This is a genomic window from Bacillus sp. 522_BSPC, from assembly GCF_001076885.1.
Classification (GTDB): domain Bacteria; phylum Bacillota; class Bacilli; order Bacillales; family Cytobacillaceae; genus Niallia; species Niallia hominis.
On the sequence record NZ_JVDT01000161.1, the window covers coordinates 38,677 to 56,383 of the forward strand.

The 17,707-nt window shown below is 37.3% G+C and carries 18 protein-coding genes; 14 read left to right on the plus strand and 4 right to left on the minus strand.

The window, feature by feature from the left end:
• Window positions 1-271: 271 nt before the first annotated feature.
• The 13 genes from ADJ83_RS13520 to ADJ83_RS13580 all read left to right on the plus strand — a co-directional run bounded on the left by ADJ83_RS13520 (window position 272) and on the right by ADJ83_RS13580 (window position 14,429).
• Window positions 272-460, plus strand: coding sequence for a helix-turn-helix domain-containing protein (locus tag ADJ83_RS13520; RefSeq protein ID WP_035198876.1), 189 nt, complete (start codon window positions 272-274; stop codon window positions 458-460).
• Between the two features lie 20 nt (window positions 461-480).
• A complete protein-coding gene (locus tag ADJ83_RS13525; protein ID WP_082169272.1) occupies window positions 481-1,212 on the plus strand; it encodes a DNA-methyltransferase in 732 nt (243 codons plus the stop codon).
• A complete protein-coding gene (locus ADJ83_RS13530) occupies window positions 1,202-2,290 on the plus strand; it encodes a DNA cytosine methyltransferase (protein ID WP_048717973.1) in 1,089 nt (362 codons plus the stop codon). The genes ADJ83_RS13525 and ADJ83_RS13530 overlap by 11 nt, the downstream gene beginning before the upstream one ends.
• Window positions 2,277-4,496: an AAA family ATPase gene (locus tag ADJ83_RS24420; protein ID WP_053094372.1), complete on the plus strand. Its 2,220-nt coding sequence runs from the start codon at window positions 2,277-2,279 to the stop codon at window positions 4,494-4,496. The genes ADJ83_RS13530 and ADJ83_RS24420 overlap by 14 nt, the downstream gene beginning before the upstream one ends.
• Window positions 4,493-5,953, plus strand: coding sequence for an LlaJI family restriction endonuclease (locus ADJ83_RS13540; protein WP_048717975.1), 1,461 nt, complete (start codon window positions 4,493-4,495; stop codon window positions 5,951-5,953). Before ADJ83_RS24420 ends, ADJ83_RS13540 begins: the two co-directional genes overlap by 4 nt.
• A gap of 17 nt (window positions 5,954-5,970) precedes the next feature.
• Window positions 5,971-7,839: a helix-turn-helix domain-containing protein gene (locus ADJ83_RS13545; RefSeq protein ID WP_048717977.1), complete on the plus strand. Its 1,869-nt coding sequence runs from the start codon at window positions 5,971-5,973 to the stop codon at window positions 7,837-7,839.
• Between the two features lie 472 nt (window positions 7,840-8,311).
• A complete protein-coding gene (locus ADJ83_RS13550; RefSeq protein ID WP_239687080.1) occupies window positions 8,312-8,845 on the plus strand; it encodes an RNA polymerase sigma factor in 534 nt (177 codons plus the stop codon).
• Between the two features lie 46 nt (window positions 8,846-8,891).
• The gene (locus ADJ83_RS13555; RefSeq protein WP_048717981.1) at window positions 8,892-9,110 is read left to right on the plus strand and encodes a hypothetical protein; all 219 of its coding nucleotides are present in this window, start codon (window positions 8,892-8,894) and stop codon (window positions 9,108-9,110) included.
• On the plus strand, window positions 9,085-9,408 hold the full coding sequence (locus tag ADJ83_RS13560; RefSeq protein ID WP_048717983.1) for an rRNA biogenesis protein rrp5: 324 nt from the start codon (window positions 9,085-9,087) through the stop codon (window positions 9,406-9,408). Before ADJ83_RS13555 ends, ADJ83_RS13560 begins: the two co-directional genes overlap by 26 nt.
• A complete protein-coding gene (locus ADJ83_RS13565; RefSeq protein ID WP_048717985.1) occupies window positions 9,401-10,549 on the plus strand; it encodes a DUF2800 domain-containing protein in 1,149 nt (382 codons plus the stop codon). Before ADJ83_RS13560 ends, ADJ83_RS13565 begins: the two co-directional genes overlap by 8 nt.
• Window positions 10,542-11,090 carry a DUF2815 family protein gene (locus ADJ83_RS13570; RefSeq protein ID WP_001064737.1) on the plus strand — a complete coding sequence of 183 codons (549 nt, stop codon included), beginning with the start codon at window positions 10,542-10,544 and terminating at the stop codon, window positions 11,088-11,090. The genes ADJ83_RS13565 and ADJ83_RS13570 overlap by 8 nt, the downstream gene beginning before the upstream one ends.
• Before the next feature lie 72 nt (window positions 11,091-11,162).
• Complete coding sequence (locus ADJ83_RS13575; RefSeq protein WP_048717986.1) at window positions 11,163-13,097, plus strand: DNA polymerase; 1,935 nt, start codon at window positions 11,163-11,165, stop codon at window positions 13,095-13,097.
• Between the two features lie 303 nt (window positions 13,098-13,400).
• Window positions 13,401-14,429 (plus strand): IS1595 family transposase, encoded by a 1,029-nt coding sequence (locus ADJ83_RS13580; protein ID WP_048717987.1) that lies wholly within the window; start codon window positions 13,401-13,403, stop codon window positions 14,427-14,429.
• 193 nt (window positions 14,430-14,622) lie between these two features.
• On the opposite strand, the gene ADJ83_RS13585 is transcribed toward ADJ83_RS13580, so the two are convergent.
• From ADJ83_RS13585 to ADJ83_RS13600, 4 genes are all read right to left on the minus strand, one after another.
• A complete protein-coding gene (locus ADJ83_RS13585; RefSeq protein WP_082169273.1) occupies window positions 14,623-14,967 on the minus strand; it encodes a DMT family transporter in 345 nt (114 codons plus the stop codon).
• A 12-nt stretch (window positions 14,968-14,979) separates the two neighbouring features.
• Window positions 14,980-15,294, minus strand: a complete 315-nt coding sequence (locus ADJ83_RS13590) for a DMT family transporter (RefSeq protein ID WP_048717989.1) — start codon at window positions 15,292-15,294, stop codon at window positions 14,980-14,982.
• Window positions 15,295-15,298: 4 nt separating this feature from the next.
• The gene (locus ADJ83_RS13595) at window positions 15,299-15,829 is read right to left on the minus strand and encodes a TetR/AcrR family transcriptional regulator (RefSeq protein ID WP_048717991.1); all 531 of its coding nucleotides are present in this window, start codon (window positions 15,827-15,829) and stop codon (window positions 15,299-15,301) included.
• 456 nt (window positions 15,830-16,285) lie between these two features.
• Window positions 16,286-16,885, minus strand: coding sequence for a TetR/AcrR family transcriptional regulator (locus ADJ83_RS13600; protein WP_015926218.1), 600 nt, complete (start codon window positions 16,883-16,885; stop codon window positions 16,286-16,288).
• A gap of 103 nt (window positions 16,886-16,988) precedes the next feature.
• Between ADJ83_RS13600 and ADJ83_RS13605 the strand changes: the two genes are divergently transcribed.
• Window positions 16,989-17,702 carry a GAP family protein gene (locus tag ADJ83_RS13605; RefSeq protein ID WP_048717993.1) on the plus strand — a complete coding sequence of 238 codons (714 nt, stop codon included), beginning with the start codon at window positions 16,989-16,991 and terminating at the stop codon, window positions 17,700-17,702.
• Window positions 17,703-17,707 lie beyond the last annotated feature (5 nt).

The following is a 17,707-nucleotide window of genomic DNA, read 5'->3' on the forward strand; positions in this document are numbered from 1 at the left end:
AGGAGATAGGATGGATAATTTTGTAGGGTGTGGAGATAGGATAGATGTAATAAATAACAAATGTCCAAACTATATCTGTTCGAAATGATAGGTGGAATTGAAATAATAAGTATTTAATATAAACAGTATATATCAACGCTAATTCATATCTATTACCATTAAATCATATTTAATATTGCAATTTTATGTTAAAATATTTATATTCATAGGTTTTATGTTATAATAGATTACTATAATTATTATCACCAGTTTGATATCCGAGGTGAAAGAAATGAATGAGATGAATGAAAAATGGTCAAACCTTGAGGAAATTTCTGAGTATTTAGGGGTTACAAAAGATACAATTCGAAATTGGATAAAAAAAACTGATATCCCTGCTCATAAAATTGGTCGGCAGTGGAAGTTTAAACTTTCAGAAGTTGATGAATGGGTCAAGAGTGGAAAAAGTGCGATAGAATAAGTTTTGGAAGGAAGAGCTTTATGGCAGAAATACGTTTATACAACGGTGATTGTATCGAAACGATGAAGCAACTAGACGATGCATCTGTTGATTTGATAATAACCGATCCCCCATATAATTTAGGGAATTTTATGAAAAATAGAGATACCAATCTTGTAAAAATGAGAGAAAACTTTTTTGGAGCAGCTGGTTGGGATGACCTTGACTTTGATGATTGGCAAAAGTCAATGGATAACTTTTTTATGGAGTCTGCTAGGGTATTAAAAAAAGGTGGTTCTATGATTGTCTTCATGGCAATTATTAAAGTTGAAACGTTGATTAGGCTTGCAGAAAAAAGTGGATTTTATTATAAGACTACAGGTATTTGGCATAAGTTAAATCCAATGCCACGAAATATGAATCTCCATTTTGTCAATTCAACTGAAGCATGGCTATACTTCACATATAAAACACGTACAGGTACATTTAATAATGAAGGGCGTTTAATCCATGATTTTATAGAAACCTCAATTACACCGAATGGGGAGAAAAAATATGGCAAGCACCCTACTCAAAAGCCAGAACAATTAATGGAACATTTTGTGGAAATTTTATCTATTGAGGGTGATACTGTCTTGGACCCATTTATGGGAAGCGGAACAACTGGAGTAGCTGCGAAAAGACATAATAGAAACTTTATTGGAATTGAGTTAGATAAAGATTATTTTAATGCTGCATCTAAGCGTATCGAGGAGGTGCAAAATGAAGCCTAAAGTAATCGATTTATTTGCAGGTGTTGGAGGAATGTCTTTGGGATTTGAACAAATGGGATTTGATGTAGTATTTGCAAATGAATATGATGTCTCAATAGCAGATGCCTATAAAATAAACCATCCTAATACGGATATGTTAGTGGCCGATATAACAACTGTAGATTTTGAAAAAACATTTTCAAGGTATTTTGGGGAAATAGACGTGATTATCGGAGGGCCACCATGTCAAGGATTTTCGCAGAAGGGTCAGAGAAAAACAATTCATGATGAACGTAATTTCCTTTTTAAGTCTTTTGTGAGAGTTGTTGAGAAAGTACGACCAAAGTACTTTGTGATGGAAAATGTCCCCAATTTACTTACTGCTGAACGCGGGTATTTTAAGAAGGAACTAGAGAAACTCTTTAATGACATGGGTTACGAATTAAACATGGGAGTGTTAAATGCGTCAGATTATGGAGTGCCACAAAATAGAAGACGTGCGATAATTATTGGTAAGCAAGGAGATGTTGCCCCTTCACTCCCAACACCACAAGAAGGTAAAGTAACAATATGGGACGCAATAAGTGATTTAGCTTACTTGAATTCTGGTGAGGGATCTGAAAAACAAGAATATAGAAACCCGCCACAAAGTTCTTACCAAGAAACTTTGAGAAAAGAATCAACTATTTTATATAATCACGTTGCAACTAATCATTCTGCTTTAGCTTTAGAAAGGTTGTCATTGATTCCACCAAATAGTGGCAAGGAGGTTCTTCCAGAAGAGCACTTAACAAAATCTATTTATAGTGGTACTTGGACCCGTATGAGAAAAAATGAAGTATCTGTTACCATTACGACACGGTTTGATACACCATCATCAGGAAAGTTTACACATCCTTTTTTGAATCGTGCAATTACTGTTCGTGAAGCGGCTCGCATACAGTCTTTCCCAGACTCCTTTCACTTTGTTGGTACTAAAGGATCTCAAATGAAACAGGTAGGAAATGCTGTTCCGCCTTTATTAGCTAAAGCCATTGCTCAGGTTATTATGAAAGATATAGAAGTCTATAAGGAGGATACTGCATATGCAAAGGCCTGAAAACATGGAAATTTATGAAGATATAGATTTAAAGCTTGGCATTAAGTCATCTTTGCCCAACGTTAAAGCTACACTTGCCCTTTTTATTTTGATTTGGAAGAGTGAAGGACGTCCGGCAGAAGTAAAATATTCAGTTCAAGATGGTGATTCAATTCGTATTTCGGATGAACTCATGAATAAGCTTATTGCATACTCTTCACCAGTGTATAGTGCTCATGGCGTTTCGGATGATCAATTTCGTCAAACGGTGAATAACAATCAACTATTAAAATCACAAATGGAAGCTCTTATTGTAGCGTTTGAACTGTATTGGAAATTGGGCGAAATTGTTTTTCAGGATAATACTAAGCCTGTTAGTTCTGAGAGAACAGGTGGTGTGAGATATCCAAAAGAGATACATTTTACTTTGAATATGGATATTATTGATGTAGCTATGGCTGTGGCAGAGGAGAAATATAAGGAAGTTTTGCTTAATTGGTTGGGATTGAATGTTGCCACAAGTGAACGAGAAGATAAATTGCTTAAGTCCGTATTAACGGCTTTGTCAGAAACAGCCGTATTTAAACTTGATGATAGTGGTCAAGATGTAATTTTTAATCAAGATAGCATCTATCGTAAACTTTTAGCTACCACCGAACCAGTAGACATTAATGGTGATAAAGAAGCCAAGGGTTCATTACGAGTTCTGAAAACCTCGCTAAATGATGGAACTAATCCATATTTGAACTATTCGCGTGGAACAGTTACCTCTACAAATGATCCGGATCTAAACCTTGCCGATTATCAAAAACGTGTTTCTACATTCTTGTCTCTAAGTACTACAAAAATCGTAGGAATTGATGAGTATGAAGAAGTACAGAGTGGGGCAGATGCTGCACATGAATCCAATGATGACTATCTTACCGATTCTTCTAATGCTGAATTAATAAAATATAAAACAGGATATCAAACTGATTTCCACCATAATAGAATTATCTTTGGTGCTCCAGGAACAGGTAAAAGTTATACTTTAAATCGAGATAAGGAGACCTTGCTTAAAAATGGTGGCGAGTACGAGCGTGTGACTTTCCATCCCGACTATTCGTATGCTAACTTTGTGGGAACTTACAAGCCTACGATGGTGGATTCAGTAAAGAATCTGATTGGAAGCAAAGATGAGAGGGATGTTTTAACTGTTCTGTTGGATGATAAAACGGCTCAAGAAAAATATGATTTGCTATATGAAAAATTTAAAGATGGCGATTTAACTCGCTTACCACTTTTACTAGGATTATATAGTGATGACAAGTTTAAAACTAAGAAAAAAGATGGCTCTGATGCTAGTGGTGATAATAGCGTTGAACGAAATCATGGTCGTGCGATTAGGCCATATGTAAATCTGATTTCAAATAAACAACCTGCTAGTGAAATTGCATATGAATACGTTCCTGGCCCATTTATGAGGACGTATGTTAAAGCACTTAAAAATGCTCAGTCAGATAGTCCTAAGCCATTTTTATTAATTGTTGAAGAAATCAACAGAGCGAATGTTGCAGCTGTATTTGGTGATATATTTCAGTTATTAGACCGTGATGAGGATAATGTTAGTGAATATGCTATTCAAACATCTGAGGATATTAAAAAATATCTTGCTAAAGAATTAGGAGGTAATCCACAAGAGTATTCTGAAATCAAAATTCCAGATAATATGTTTATATGGGCAACTATGAATAGTGCTGACCAAGGAGTATTCCCTATGGATACTGCATTCAAACGTAGATGGGACTTCACTTATTTAGGTATTGATGATAGCGAAGAAAAAATTGTAGGTAAAACTGTTGAACTAGGTAAAGGTGCAAACAAGAGAATAGTTGAGTGGAATGAATTGCGTAAAGCGATAAATACTGAACTTCTTTCATATAAAGTGAATGAGGATAAGTTGCTTGGCCCATATTTTCTGTCAAGGAAAATCGTTCCTGAAACGGAGCCTATTGACCCAACAAAGTTTATCGCCACATTTAAGAGCAAAGTTATCATGTATTTATTTGATGACGCAGCAAAGCAAAAACGCCAGACTCTTTTTGATGGTTGTAATGATAAGACGACATACTCTTCTATTTGCAAAGAGTTTGAGGAAAAGGGTGTATTTATCTTTGCCAAAAATATCAGCAATAAATTCCCTGCTACTGCACCTACAAATAACCTTACAGGGGACGGTGCAGAATGATATCGAAGTTTGTCCGAGAACAGAAAAGATACAATCAAACTGAATTACAGGACATCTTTCAATGCTCGGAAGAAAAAACGGTAGATATTATTAAGCGTTTGAAAGAGTTTGGTGTTCTAAAGGCTGTTAAAGCTACGGATTCTCAAAAAAATATGTCAGACCTTTTGGAAGAGGATATTGAAGTTGCAGATGTAGAAATTGGTGAGAACGAATACCTTTATGTGTTTACTTTCGTTGGCGTAATAACCGTTTGGGGTTGTGTATTAAAATGCTATCCTAAATATATCTTAACTAATAATGATCCCTTAACTGAGTTAAAAACAATAATAAAAGTTCTTGAAAAGTATAATGCCAAAGAGCAAATCATTCGTATGTATAATGATAACAGTGAAAGTAGTGCTTTCAACTTGCTTGCTGTTATGATTTTCTTGCTACATGACTACTACGAAAATGGTGCATATACGAATACAAAGGATATAATTGAAACTAATGGTTCGGGTGAAATACTGTGGGACAAGACGATAAATGAGACCTTTACTTATCTCAGTAATAATCGACCATATTACATAGAACTGTTTACACAAAAACGTATAAATGATGATTTTGATTACTTTAAAAGACTCCATGAATCTATTATAAGTATTTGCTCTAGGGAACTAAAAGATGCAGATTTATTGGATTTGTTTGATATACTGCCGGTTGAAGTGTCCGATGAAGAACTTGATGACTTTGGAGAAAAAGACTATATACTTTACCGCATACAAAATGAATTGAATTTGCAGTTTAATACAAGAAAGCAGTTATTACTAAAGACGTTATACGCCTATGTTGCACATAGTAGCACACTTGCAGAAATTGATTGTTTCACTATGTTTGGTACAAACAGTTTTAATTTAGTATGGGAAAAGGTGTGTGCGGAAGTACTGGACAATCAATTACAGACTCCACTAGGTTCACTGCCTATTTCGTTATCTGACGGATATAATCCTTATGACCTGCTCATTTCATTAATAGAAAAGCCAAAGTGGAATGGTTATAAGCAAGATGGTTCTGAATTTCAAAAGGCCGCTAGGGAAACCCTCGTCCCAGACCTTGTGTCAATCCATAAGATGAATAACTCACATCAGTTCATTATATTTGATGCTAAGTATTATAATATTCAACTTGAGCATGGAAAAGAACTACGGGGACAACCTGGAATTGGTGATATTACAAAGCAGTACCTATATCAGTTGGCATATAAAAATTTTGTTAATGATCATGGAATTCAAGATGTTAAAAATTGCTTTTTGATGCCAACCGAACAACATAGCATTATTAATAAGGGATACGTCAATATAGAAATGTTAGATGCTCTCGGGTTACAGAATATACAAATAAGACAGTTGCCCGCAGAATTGATATACTCGCACTATTTAGCAAATGAAAAAATGGATATAGGCTTACTTCATTTATAAAGGGGATGTGGGGGAGTATGGCAGGTAATCGTTCATTTAAAGAATATGTGGCAGAAAGATTCTATAATAAAATGTTTGCTGCCATACAGGATTTCACCGAAGAAAACTACGATGGCTTAGACTTACGGCTATACAGAGTTCAAAACATCGGCGGCATTGAGTTATCAGATATAGAAGTAAAGTTCGTATCTGTTAATGACTTACCGGACATGAAAATAGAATTTGATGTTGCTGTTGAAGCTGAATTCGAAGTCCGTGAATCAAATCATCGTTATGATGAATCAGAAAATTGTCGGCAATGGTTTATGCTGGAATGCTCAGGAGATTTGGATTGCAATTTGGATGATTTTTCAATCTCTAGTATAACTGAGTATACTAGCAAAAATAAGCAGCCGAAACCTATGTCAGACTCCCTTGTCCCTATCATTCATAAGGAACAACTAGAATCTGTTGCCACAGACTTCCTTAGAAGACATTACCCTGAAGCATTAAAAAACCCAATGGCAGTTGAGCCACAGGTGTTGGCAGAAAAAATGGGCCTTACAGTAGAAATGAGAGAGATTACAAAGGATTTCTCTGTTTTTGGGCAGATATACTTTCACGACTGTGATGCAGAGTTTTATGATGAAGATAGCGATGAAATGGTACAGACCCATGTGAGTGGCCGTACAATAATCGTGGATCCTAAAGCTTACTTCCTTCGTAACCTGGGATCAGTCAATAATACTATTGTGCATGAGTGTGTTCATTGGGACCAACATAGAAAAGCATTTGAATTGGAACGGTTATATAATAGCAGTGCCACACGAATCAAGTGTCAGGTAGTCGGAGGTATAAAAGACAATACCAGAGATGCAACTGACTGGATGGAATGGCAGGCGAATGCCCTCGCCCCAAAGATACAAATGCCACTTGCTATGTTTAAAACCCAAGCGTTCAAATTTATTAAGCAATTCAGTTCAGAACTGGGAACATCTGAACTTATAGATGTAATGGAGCCAGTTATTGACGCCTTAGCAACGTTCTTCAGCGTATCTCGGACAGCAGCTAAAATTCGAATGATTGATGCTGGATACGAGGAAGCAATCGGAACTTTTACTTATATAGATGGTCGCTACGTCAAGCCACACAGATTTAAGAAGGGTGCGCTTGAAAGAAATCAGACCTTTTCTATAGGCGCCGAGGATGCTGCCATCCAAAGCATAACCAATCCAGAAATGGCCGCTCTAGTTAGAGACGGAAGTTATATATATGTAGATTCTCACTTTGTGCTAAACTATCCAAAATATTTAACACATGATATATTCGGACAAACGGTACTTACTGACTACGCACGAACCCATATGGAAGAGTGCTGCTTGGTTTTCGAGTTATCAGTCAAATCCGGGTGTAGGGAAAGATACTATACTGAATGTTTCCTCAACCGTGATAAGACATCAAATATAGATTTTGATATAAAGTATTGTAATGGTTTTGAGTATGCGGCTCCAGAAAAGAAGGCCCAATTACTAGCTGAAACAATAGCTGAAGAAATGCGAATCTATAATGAATTGCCAAATAGCTATACCAGCTCTCTCAAAATAGTACGTGAGTGGAAAAAAGTAACTTATAAAGAATTAGCAGAGAAAATATTGGTCAACGAGCGTACCATAAGACGAATCGTTAATGGTGAGGAACCGGGATCTATTAATTCCATTGTATTGATTTGCCTTGGACTTCATCTACCGCCAAATATTAGCAGTCATATAATTCGCAACTCACCATTTTCATTGAATTTCAATAATAACAGTCATATTTGGTATAACTTTGCATTAACTCACCTATATGCAAAATCGATGGATGAGATTAGAACGTTTTTACAGGAACATGGCGCAGAGCCATTATAAAATTCAATAATATTTTTGAAAAAGCGGACACAGGATGTCCGCTTTTTAGTTATTAACTAAGTAAGCCATACATGAATCCTTTTAAGGGTTTGTGTATGGCTTTTTTTATTGTTGTTTTTAGGTGTTTTTGTTGGGAAAAGCGTCATTTTGAGCCTGAAATTAACGGGCATGAGGTGTCCGCCAAGGCTGTCCAATTCTCACCTACAATAATGATAGATGAAGGAAAGGTCCTTCGTAGTTAGCAAGAATTAGACCATTCCTCGTCTACAAAAAAATATCAAATGCCTGATTTGCAATAAGGGCAAAGGATACATATTGCTACGTTTCAGTCCGTTTAGGATTGTTATGCGTTGCAATAGAAGTACCTTACCTTGTTGCGCTCATTTTCAGGACAAAGGGTCTGTGTACTTCGAGGCACAGACCTATTTTTGTATCCTTTGCCGCCAATGCAGTCCGGCGGAAAGGATGCAAAATGAAAATTAGAATTATGTACGACAACAAACCTACCTATTTGGAGGTACCAGACGAGGACTGCACTGTAATGATTGATATGGACTATGAGGACAGGCTGTCCTGTGCCGAAGATAAGGAAACTGTGACTCGACGTTCACCACAGGAGATTATGGACGAGCGTTTTAACAAGCCCGACTACAATAACTGGCATAAATTTGACAGACATAGAGGGATGCCAAAAAAACCATTCCGTAAGGACGACGAATCCGAGGATGCAACGGATCATATGGACTATCTCCCCGATAATACCCATGAAGTGGCACGAATTAAAAAGGAAGATTATGAATATTACTGTGAGATTATTCGTTCCATTCTCAAGCCAAAACATTCAGAACCTTTTATTGCTGTATATCTTGATGGCATGACAATGACTGAGTATGCAGAGCGTGAAGGTGTCAGTAAAAGCGCCATTTCACACCGTTTAAATACAGCCAAGAAGAATTTAAAAAAAGTTTTTCCAGAATCCTCAACTTTCCCCTCTTGCCACGGCTAATAGATAGAGGGCAGTACATAAACGCTCTCGGAAAGAGGTGAAGAACATGAAACACAACTTGAAAATCAGTGTTTCAAAAACTCCACAGTCTGGCGGGATTGTAACTTGCCGTAATGTCACCATAAGGGAGCGCTTCCTTCGTTTCTTACTTGGTGATAAGCAGAAGCTGACTATTCTTGTTCCGGGTGACACCGTACAGGAACTCGCCATCAGTGAGATTAAGGAGGGGGGATTAAACCATGAGCAAAATCAAACTACTTCTTGATGTGGTTTCTGATATGCGCTCTTTGGCAGACAGCATACAAGCGGTTGCTGATGCAATGGCGGGTAGTGAGCCTGTCGAAGCAAAAGAACCGACCACAACTGTAAAAGAGCCAGAACCAAAGAAAAAGGAAATCACTCTAGAGGAAGTCAGAGCAAAACTCGCTGAGAAGAGTCAAGCTGGTCTTACTGACCAAGTGAGAGAAATCATCCAAAAATACGGTGGCTCTAAATTAAGCGAAGTTGACCCGAAACATTATGCAGATATGTTGAAAGATGAGGAGGTACTAGGTAATGAGTGATCACGCAGTACTTTCCGCATCGGGGTCCCATAGGTGGCTTAATTGCCTTCCTTCTGCAAGATTGGAACTGGAATTTGAAAATAGTGAATCCAATGCAGCCGCTGAAGGTACCGCCGCTCATGCTCTCTGTGAACATAAACTTAAAAAAGCACTTCACATGAGAAGTAAACGGCCAGTCTCGGTGTATAACTCTGATGAAATGGAAGAACACAGCGATGCCTATGTGGAATTTGTAATGGAGCAGCTTGAACTGGCGAAACAAAGCTGTACGGACCCGTTAATACTTATTGAACAACGTCTTGATTTTTCTTGCTATGTACCCCAGGGGTTCGGAACTGGTGATTGCATCATTATTGGCGATAAAAAGCTTCATATTATCGATTTTAAGTATGGCATGGGAGTGTTAGTAGATGCAGTGGAAAACCCGCAGATGAAATTGTATGCCCTTGGTGCTTTAGAAATCTACGATAGCTTGTACGATATCGAGGAGGTTTCCATGACCATCTTCCAACCCCGCAGGGAAAATGTCAGCACATGGACAATCCCGGTAAAGGAATTAAAGGACTGGGCAGAAAATGAACTGAAACCAAAGGCGAAAAAGGCCTATGACGGTGAAGGTGAATATCTGACCGGTGAGTGGTGTACTTTCTGCCGAGCGGCTGTTAAATGCCGTGCAAGGGCTGAAGAAAAGCTGAAATTAGCACAGATGGAGTTTAAACTGCCACCCCTACTTCTGGACTCCGAAATTGAAGAAGTTCTTTCTAAACTGTCTGACCTTACAAAGTGGGCAAATGAAATCATTGCTTATGCCACGGATGCTGCTGTTAATCACGGGAAAGAGTGGCACGGTTTTAAGGTAGTCGAGGGCAGGTCTATCCGTAAATATAAAGACGAAGAGGCTGTGGCTGAAGTAGCCAAGGCAAATGGCTATAAGGATATCTATCGTCAGAGTCTCATTACCCTTACGGAAATGCAGAAGCTGATGGGTAAAAAGAAATTTGAGCAAATTCTCGGTGGTCTCATACATAAACCACCGGGCAAGCCAATGCTGGTTCCAAATTCGGATAAGCGGCCAGCTATGAATATATCAAACGTAAAAAACGAATTTAACGAAATAACGGAGGAATTGGAATATGAATAATCAAAACAGAACTAAGGTTGTTACAAGCGTCAACACACGTCTTAGCTACTTTCACGGCTGGGAGCCGGTATCCATCAATGGCGGAGCGGAAAAGTACAGCGTATCCGTATTGATTCCCAAAACAGATAAGGAAACCATCAATGCTATCAATGCAGCAGTAGATGCAGCCATTGAAGAGGGCATTGCAAAGTTTGGTGGTAAAAAGCCGAATAAGGCGGCTATTAAACTGCCACTTCGAGATGGTGACGTAGAACGTGATGACGAGGCTTACAAAGGACATTACTTTGTAAATGCCAACAGCAAGACTCCACCCCAAATAGTAGATAAAGCGGTTAGACCTATCCTGGATCGTAACGAGGTTTACAGCGGTTGTTATGCAAGAGTATCCCTAAATTTCTACGCTTTTAACTCTAATGGCAATAAGGGTGTAGCATGTGGTCTTGGCAACATCCAGAAGATAAGAGATGGAGAGCCTTTAGGCGGAAGAACCAATGCAGCTGATGACTTCACAACTATTGAAGATGATGATTTTCTAGCATAAAGAATAAATACAAACGAGGTGGTGGAGGTTGTTCTTCTGCCACCTCGTTTGTATTGGAAGGGGCGGTAATACATGAATTCTATTTCTATTGATATTGAAACATTTAGTAGTGCCAATCTTCAAAAGTCTGGAGTTTACCGTTATGCCGAGAGTGATGATTTTGAAATTCTACTATTTGGCTATTCGGTAGATTCTGGTGAAGTACAAGTTGTTGATCTTGCCTGCGGAGAGGAAATCCCAGCTGAAATTATAAACGCACTTATGGATGATTCCGTTACAAAGTGGGCTTTCAATGCAATGTTTGAGCGTGTGTGTCTATCAAAATGGCTTAACCTTACTGAATATCTTGACCCCGCATCCTGGAAATGTTCCATGATATGGTCGGCATATATGGGACTTCCTCTTTCTTTGGAGGGAGTCGGTGCAGTTCTAGGTTTGGAGAAACAAAAGCTAACAGAGGGTAAAGACCTCATCAAATATTTCTGTACACCTTGCTCCCCTACAAAATCTAATGGTGGTCGAGTTCGTAATTTACCAGAACACGACATGGATAAATGGGAGCGGTTTAAAGTATATAACATTCGCGATGTGGAATCCGAGATGTCAATACAACAGAAATTATCCAAGTTTCAAGTACCAGAGAACATCTGGGAGGAATATCATCTCGACCAGGTAATCAATGATCGTGGCATTGCCATTGACATGACTTTCGTAAAACAGGCTGTAGAGATGGATGAACATTCTCGTGAAAAGCTAATGGCTACGATGCAAGATATAACTAATTTGGAGAATCCAAACTCTGTACAACAAATGAAAGACTGGCTTGCCGACAATGGGCTAGAAACAGATACCCTTGGTAAAAAAGCGGTTGCTGAGATGTTAAAGACGGCTCCTGAACCACTAGGCACTGTTTTGGAACTTCGCCAGCAGCTTGCAAAATCATCGGTGAAAAAATACACGGCAATGGAAAATGCGGTATGTAGTGACGGTCGTGCAAGAGGAATGTTTCAGTTTTACGGAGCCAACAGAACCGGCAGATTCTCTGGCAGGCTGATTCAGTTGCAAAATCTCCCCCAAAACCATATGCCCGATTTGGAACAGGCTCGTGCTTTAGTTCGAAGCGGAAACTTTGATGCTCTTACTTTACTCTATGATTCAATCCCAGAGGTACTGTCGGAACTTATCCGTACTGCTTTTATACCGCGAGAAGGTATGAAGTTCATTGTGGCAGATTTTTCAGCGATTGAGGCTCGCGTCATTGCTTGGCTTGCAAGTGAAAAATGGAGAATAGATGTATTCCAAAACGGCGGTGACATCTACTGTGCCAGTGCCTCTCAGATGTTTAATGTACCTGTTGAGAAGCATGGTGTGAATGGCCATCTTCGTCAGAAAGGGAAAATTGCCGAACTTGCTCTCGGTTATGGCGGATCGGTTGGGGCATTAAAATCAATGGGAGCTTTAGAGATGGGGATTGAAGAAGAGGAACTTCAGCTTCTTGTAACGGCTTGGAGACAATCCAATCCCAATATTACAAAACTGTGGTGGGATGTTGACCGAGCAGTAAAAACTTGTGTTAAGCAGAAAACTCCTACAGAAACACACGGTATTAAATTTATATATCAAAGTGGAATGCTCTTTATTGTCCTTCCTTCCGGCAGGCGGCTTTCCTATGTAAAACCTCGTATGGGAGAGAACGTATTTGGTGGTGAGTCAGTTACTTATGAAGGTATCGGCGGGACAAAGAAATGGGAAAGAATCGAAAGCTACGGTCCCAAATTTGTAGAGAATATTGTTCAAGCAATCAGTCGTGACATTTTGTGTCATGCCATGCAGACATTAAAGAATTGTTCCATTGTGGCCCATGTACACGATGAAATTATCATCGAGGCGGAAATGGGTATGTCAATTTCTGCTGTCTGTGAGCAAATGGCAAGGACACCAACCTGGGCGAATGGTCTGTTACTCAGTGCTGATGGCTATGAGTGTCAGTTTTATCAAAAAGATTAAATTAATTGGTAATCGGATAATCGTGTGGGAGGAGGTTAAAAGACCTTCAATTTTTAAATAATGAAAACAGGATAGCACTTATTTTATGACCGGTACGTGCTATCTTGTTTGTTTAATAAACGCTCCATTTTTGTGGAATAAAGGGTTAAAATTCGAATCTTGAAGAAATATAGTGAAAGAACCGATTTTGACTCCTCTCTCTATAAAGTTAATGGCTCTGTTAAAGGTTGATGTTGAAAATTGATTACCTTCAAAAAAGTAGTTATAATAAGAACAAACATTCTTATTTGGAGGGTCCAAAGGATGAGTAAAGCGTTTAGCAATTTATTAAAACATATCGATAAATTATCGCATACAGATAAAGAACGAGTGTTTCAATGGGTAAAACACTATGTTGAACCTTCTTTAACTGTTGATGGTCGCTTAATCGATGAAATGCGGGAAGTACGTTATAAAGAAGGTTTTGAATGCCCTCATTGCACTTCAGAACACATTAATCGATTCGGTAAAGTTAATGGTCGCCAACGATATCGCTGTAAGGCTTGTCGTAAAACGTTTATGGATACTACAAATACAATTCTTTATCGCACTCGAAAAGGTAATGAATGGATTACTTTTGTTGAATGTATGTTTAAAGGATATTCCTTGCGTAAATCAGCAAAAATTGTGGGCGTTACTTGGGTTACATTATTCTATTGGAGACATAAGCTGTTATCAGCTCTTAAACAAATGGGTTTTGAACAATTTGATGGTATCGTTGAAGTGGACGAGACTTATTTTTTGTATTCTCAAAAAGGTCAACGTGGCATTAGTGAACGTAAACCACGTAAGCGAGGCGGTAAATCAACACTAAGAGGAGTTAGTAAGGAACAAGTCTGTGTTCTAGTTGCTAGAGACCGAACAAAAGCAACAGTTTCAAAGGTAGCCTGTATGGGGCGTGTTGTTAAAACCAAAGTTGATGGTATGATTGGGTCTAAACTAACACCTAATAATGTACTTGTAACAGACGCTTGGAGAGCCTATAAAACCTATGCAGATGAAAGAGGGATAGAACATTATCGCATTAAGTCTGACGATGGAAAACACGTTATTAAAGGCTTATACCATATCCAAAATGTAAATGGACTCCATTCACGTTTAAAACATTGGATACATCGTTTTAAAGGTGTTGCTTCTAAATACCTTGATAATTACCTTGCTTGGTTTTTATTAGTAGATAGTCATAGCAATGAAAGTACAAAACACAATATCAAAGAATTACTTTTGACATCCTTTGTTTTTGAAATGACAGAAACCTATCGAAGTTTAAGGCTATCGAAATTCAATATGTAATGCTTATTTGACTGTTAGGGTGACTAAATCAAAATAGAGTTCTGGCAAATTTTTGCGGATTTACAACGTTAAACAATAAAGTTTACAAACGACACTTTGGGAATATTTTTGAAGGTGTTTTAGTAATGCATCGAGAAAAAAATATCACAATAGCTCTCAATTTCAAAAGGTAGAGTGCTACTGTGATTTTTATTTAACTTGATTTTACAACTGGTTCCTCTTGATTTGAAAAGTTTAAAATCACAACGCCCACGATAATTAGTAGAATCGCAGACACCTTTAACAATCCTAATGGTTCATCCCAAATAAGGAATCCAACAAAGGCTGTAAGAGCTGTACCTACACCCGCCCACACCGAGTAAGCAACGCTTAGCGACATTCCTCGTAAGGTTAACCCTAAAAATGTGAATGATAATAAATAACCAGCAACTGAGCCTATTGATGGTAATAAGACTGTAAATCCTTCTGAATATTTCATCATTGTTGTGCCAAATACCTCTGTAACAATCGCTAATACTAAATATATATATTTTGCCACGAATACAACCCCTTACTTACTTAAATTTAGCAGTACAACACCTAAAATGATGATTGCAATACCAATTAGTTTTTTTCTGTCAAATCCTTCTTTAAATATGACGACACCTATCGTAGCAGCTAAAGTTGTACCGACCCCTGACCAAATGGCATATGCTACACCAATCTCAAGTTCTTTTAAAGTTAAAGATAGAAAATAAAACGCTGCTGCATAGCCAACTGCAACACCAATGTATGGACCATAGTTCTTTGTCATACTTGTCACTTTTAACATCGCACTTCCAAAGGCTTCAAAAAGAATTGCAATACCTAATAAAACATATGTCATTTCCTTATTCTCCTTCTGCTAAACGGTATAATTTTTGCTTGATTTCATCCATTTCGACCGCTGTTAAGGGTGCGATTGTTGAAAATTTGTTGTAATAAACACCATCGATTGTTAGACGAATTAAATTGATTGTTGTCTCATCTAATTCATCTTTTTTCAAATGTTCTAGGATGTTTTGGTAAATGTCCTGCACCTGTTTATTTTCTAAAAATGGTACCTCCATCGAACCAACATATAAGTCGCTGTGTTTACTTAAATCATTGAAGCATAACTCAATGAATGCTTTTGTATAACGATTTCTTGTTTCTTTTTCAACTAGAATAAAGAATTCCTCCGAAAACTTTTCGTAAATATCTTGCACTATGCCTTCAATCAATGCTTGTTTATTTGGAAAATGATACAGTAGCCCACCCTTACTTGTGTTCGCTTTTTTTGCAACAGCATCAAGTGTTAGAGCATTTACACCTTCTTCTTGCAATAATTGAATTGCACTATTTATTAGTGTTTCGCGTTTTTCTTTTGCTTTTTGACTCATACAAAACCTCCTTCTCCAATCTCTATAATACCGTCTGGACGGTCTTTTTTCAAGCCTTTTAAATCATCCGTATTCAAAATAACGTTCCCAAATCAAAGTTTAGGGACAGTTTAAAAAGGCACGAACGTTGATTTAACATCGTTTCGTGCCTTTTCTTGTGAACATTGTTTATACCGTATTTTATACAGATGGCTCAAATTGTTGATGCAACTGTATTTGTACTTGATGGGTATTTTCGCTATCTTGCATAAAATTGTGTATATTCCTTATTGTTGTAAATACATATTTCTCTTACTATACCTAAAATGGGGGAACCACAATAAATCAAGTTCCCCCAATTATTTATTTAAAAAACAACAATTAAATTTAACAGAGCCAAGTTAATAATAAATCAAGGGGTAAGACTAAATCTATTAAAAACAAATGGGACAATAATTGATACATCGACCGATTAGCTTAATTGATTTTATTGCAGAGTGTCTCTAAATGATAACGAATAACTTCCTTCACCTTTTCTGGAGAGTATACATCAGGTCTTAATAAAGCATGAATCGACAATCCCTCTATTAATGCCGTTAACCTACTCTTTTCTAATTCTGCATTCATTGAATCTGATAATACGCCTTTTAGAGCTAAGATTTCAATCATTGAATTTGCTAATTCATATGTACCGTCCGTCATTTCATCTTTTTTGTCCTTTATTGTATCACTTGTAAGTGAACGTAATGCAAGAATCCACCAAACACTCGTTTCAATTTTCTTTTCTTCATCTATTGGTACTAGCTCTAATAAAACTTCTTCTACTGCCTGCACTGGGTTTTCTGACCATTCTTTATTTTGAGAACGTTTTTTCCCTTCTTCTAAGTAGTAATTCATAATAAATAATAACATTTCATCTTGAGTTGAAAAATAATGTCTTAACGCACCAGAAGACATCCCTGCCTCAGCTGCAACTCTTCGTATAGACGCTTTCTCAACCCCTTCTTTCCTAATAATATTCCATGCAGCCTCAGCAATTTGTTTGCGCTTTTCATCATGATCAACAATTTTTGGCATTATAAAAATCACTTCCTTTATTTAGCACAGTGTGTTATTATCTTTTTATAGCACGATGTGTTAAATAGATAATACCACAACATTTAAAGGAGGACTAGTTTGTTTGATCGAAACTATTGAAGCATTGATGCCTTCTTCATCATTAGACATTTCTTCAGCATTATTGATTATTTCTTTGTGTGCTTTAATTGATATTTTAAGTCCCGGTGTACTGACTGTAACAGCCTATTTATTACTGACACAACCGAATCAGTTATCTTCTCGTTTATTTGTGTTTTTATTCATCACGCAGTTAGGCTATTTCATCACGGGTTTATTACTCTACTTTGGTGGAAATTCATTATTGAAGAGAATAGAACAATTGTCTCAGTTTGACTTTATCAATTGGTTTTATATCCTACTTGGAGCAGTTCTTGTTCTAATAAGCTTCAGTAAACCAAAAGAGACTACAAAAAAACGTTTAATTTCATTTATCCCCAAAAATACAACAATTAAAGGGATGATTATACTAGGAATCATTGTTTTCCTAATTGAATTTGTAACGGCATTGCCTTACTTTTATTCAATCTTTTTAATGAATCATCAAACAATTGAGACTACACCTGCTATCTTAATTATAATTGGATACAATCTAGTAATGGTGCTTCCTTCTCTATTACTGTTAGGGGTTAATATTATATTTAAAGAAAGATTGCAACAATTTCTTATTAAAATCAGGTCAAAATTAAATGAAGCTCCAATCTCTTCACTCTTGGTAGCGACAGGAGTCATAGGTGCAGTTTTTTTTAATATCGGTCTTAGAGGCATATTAAATTAGAAAAA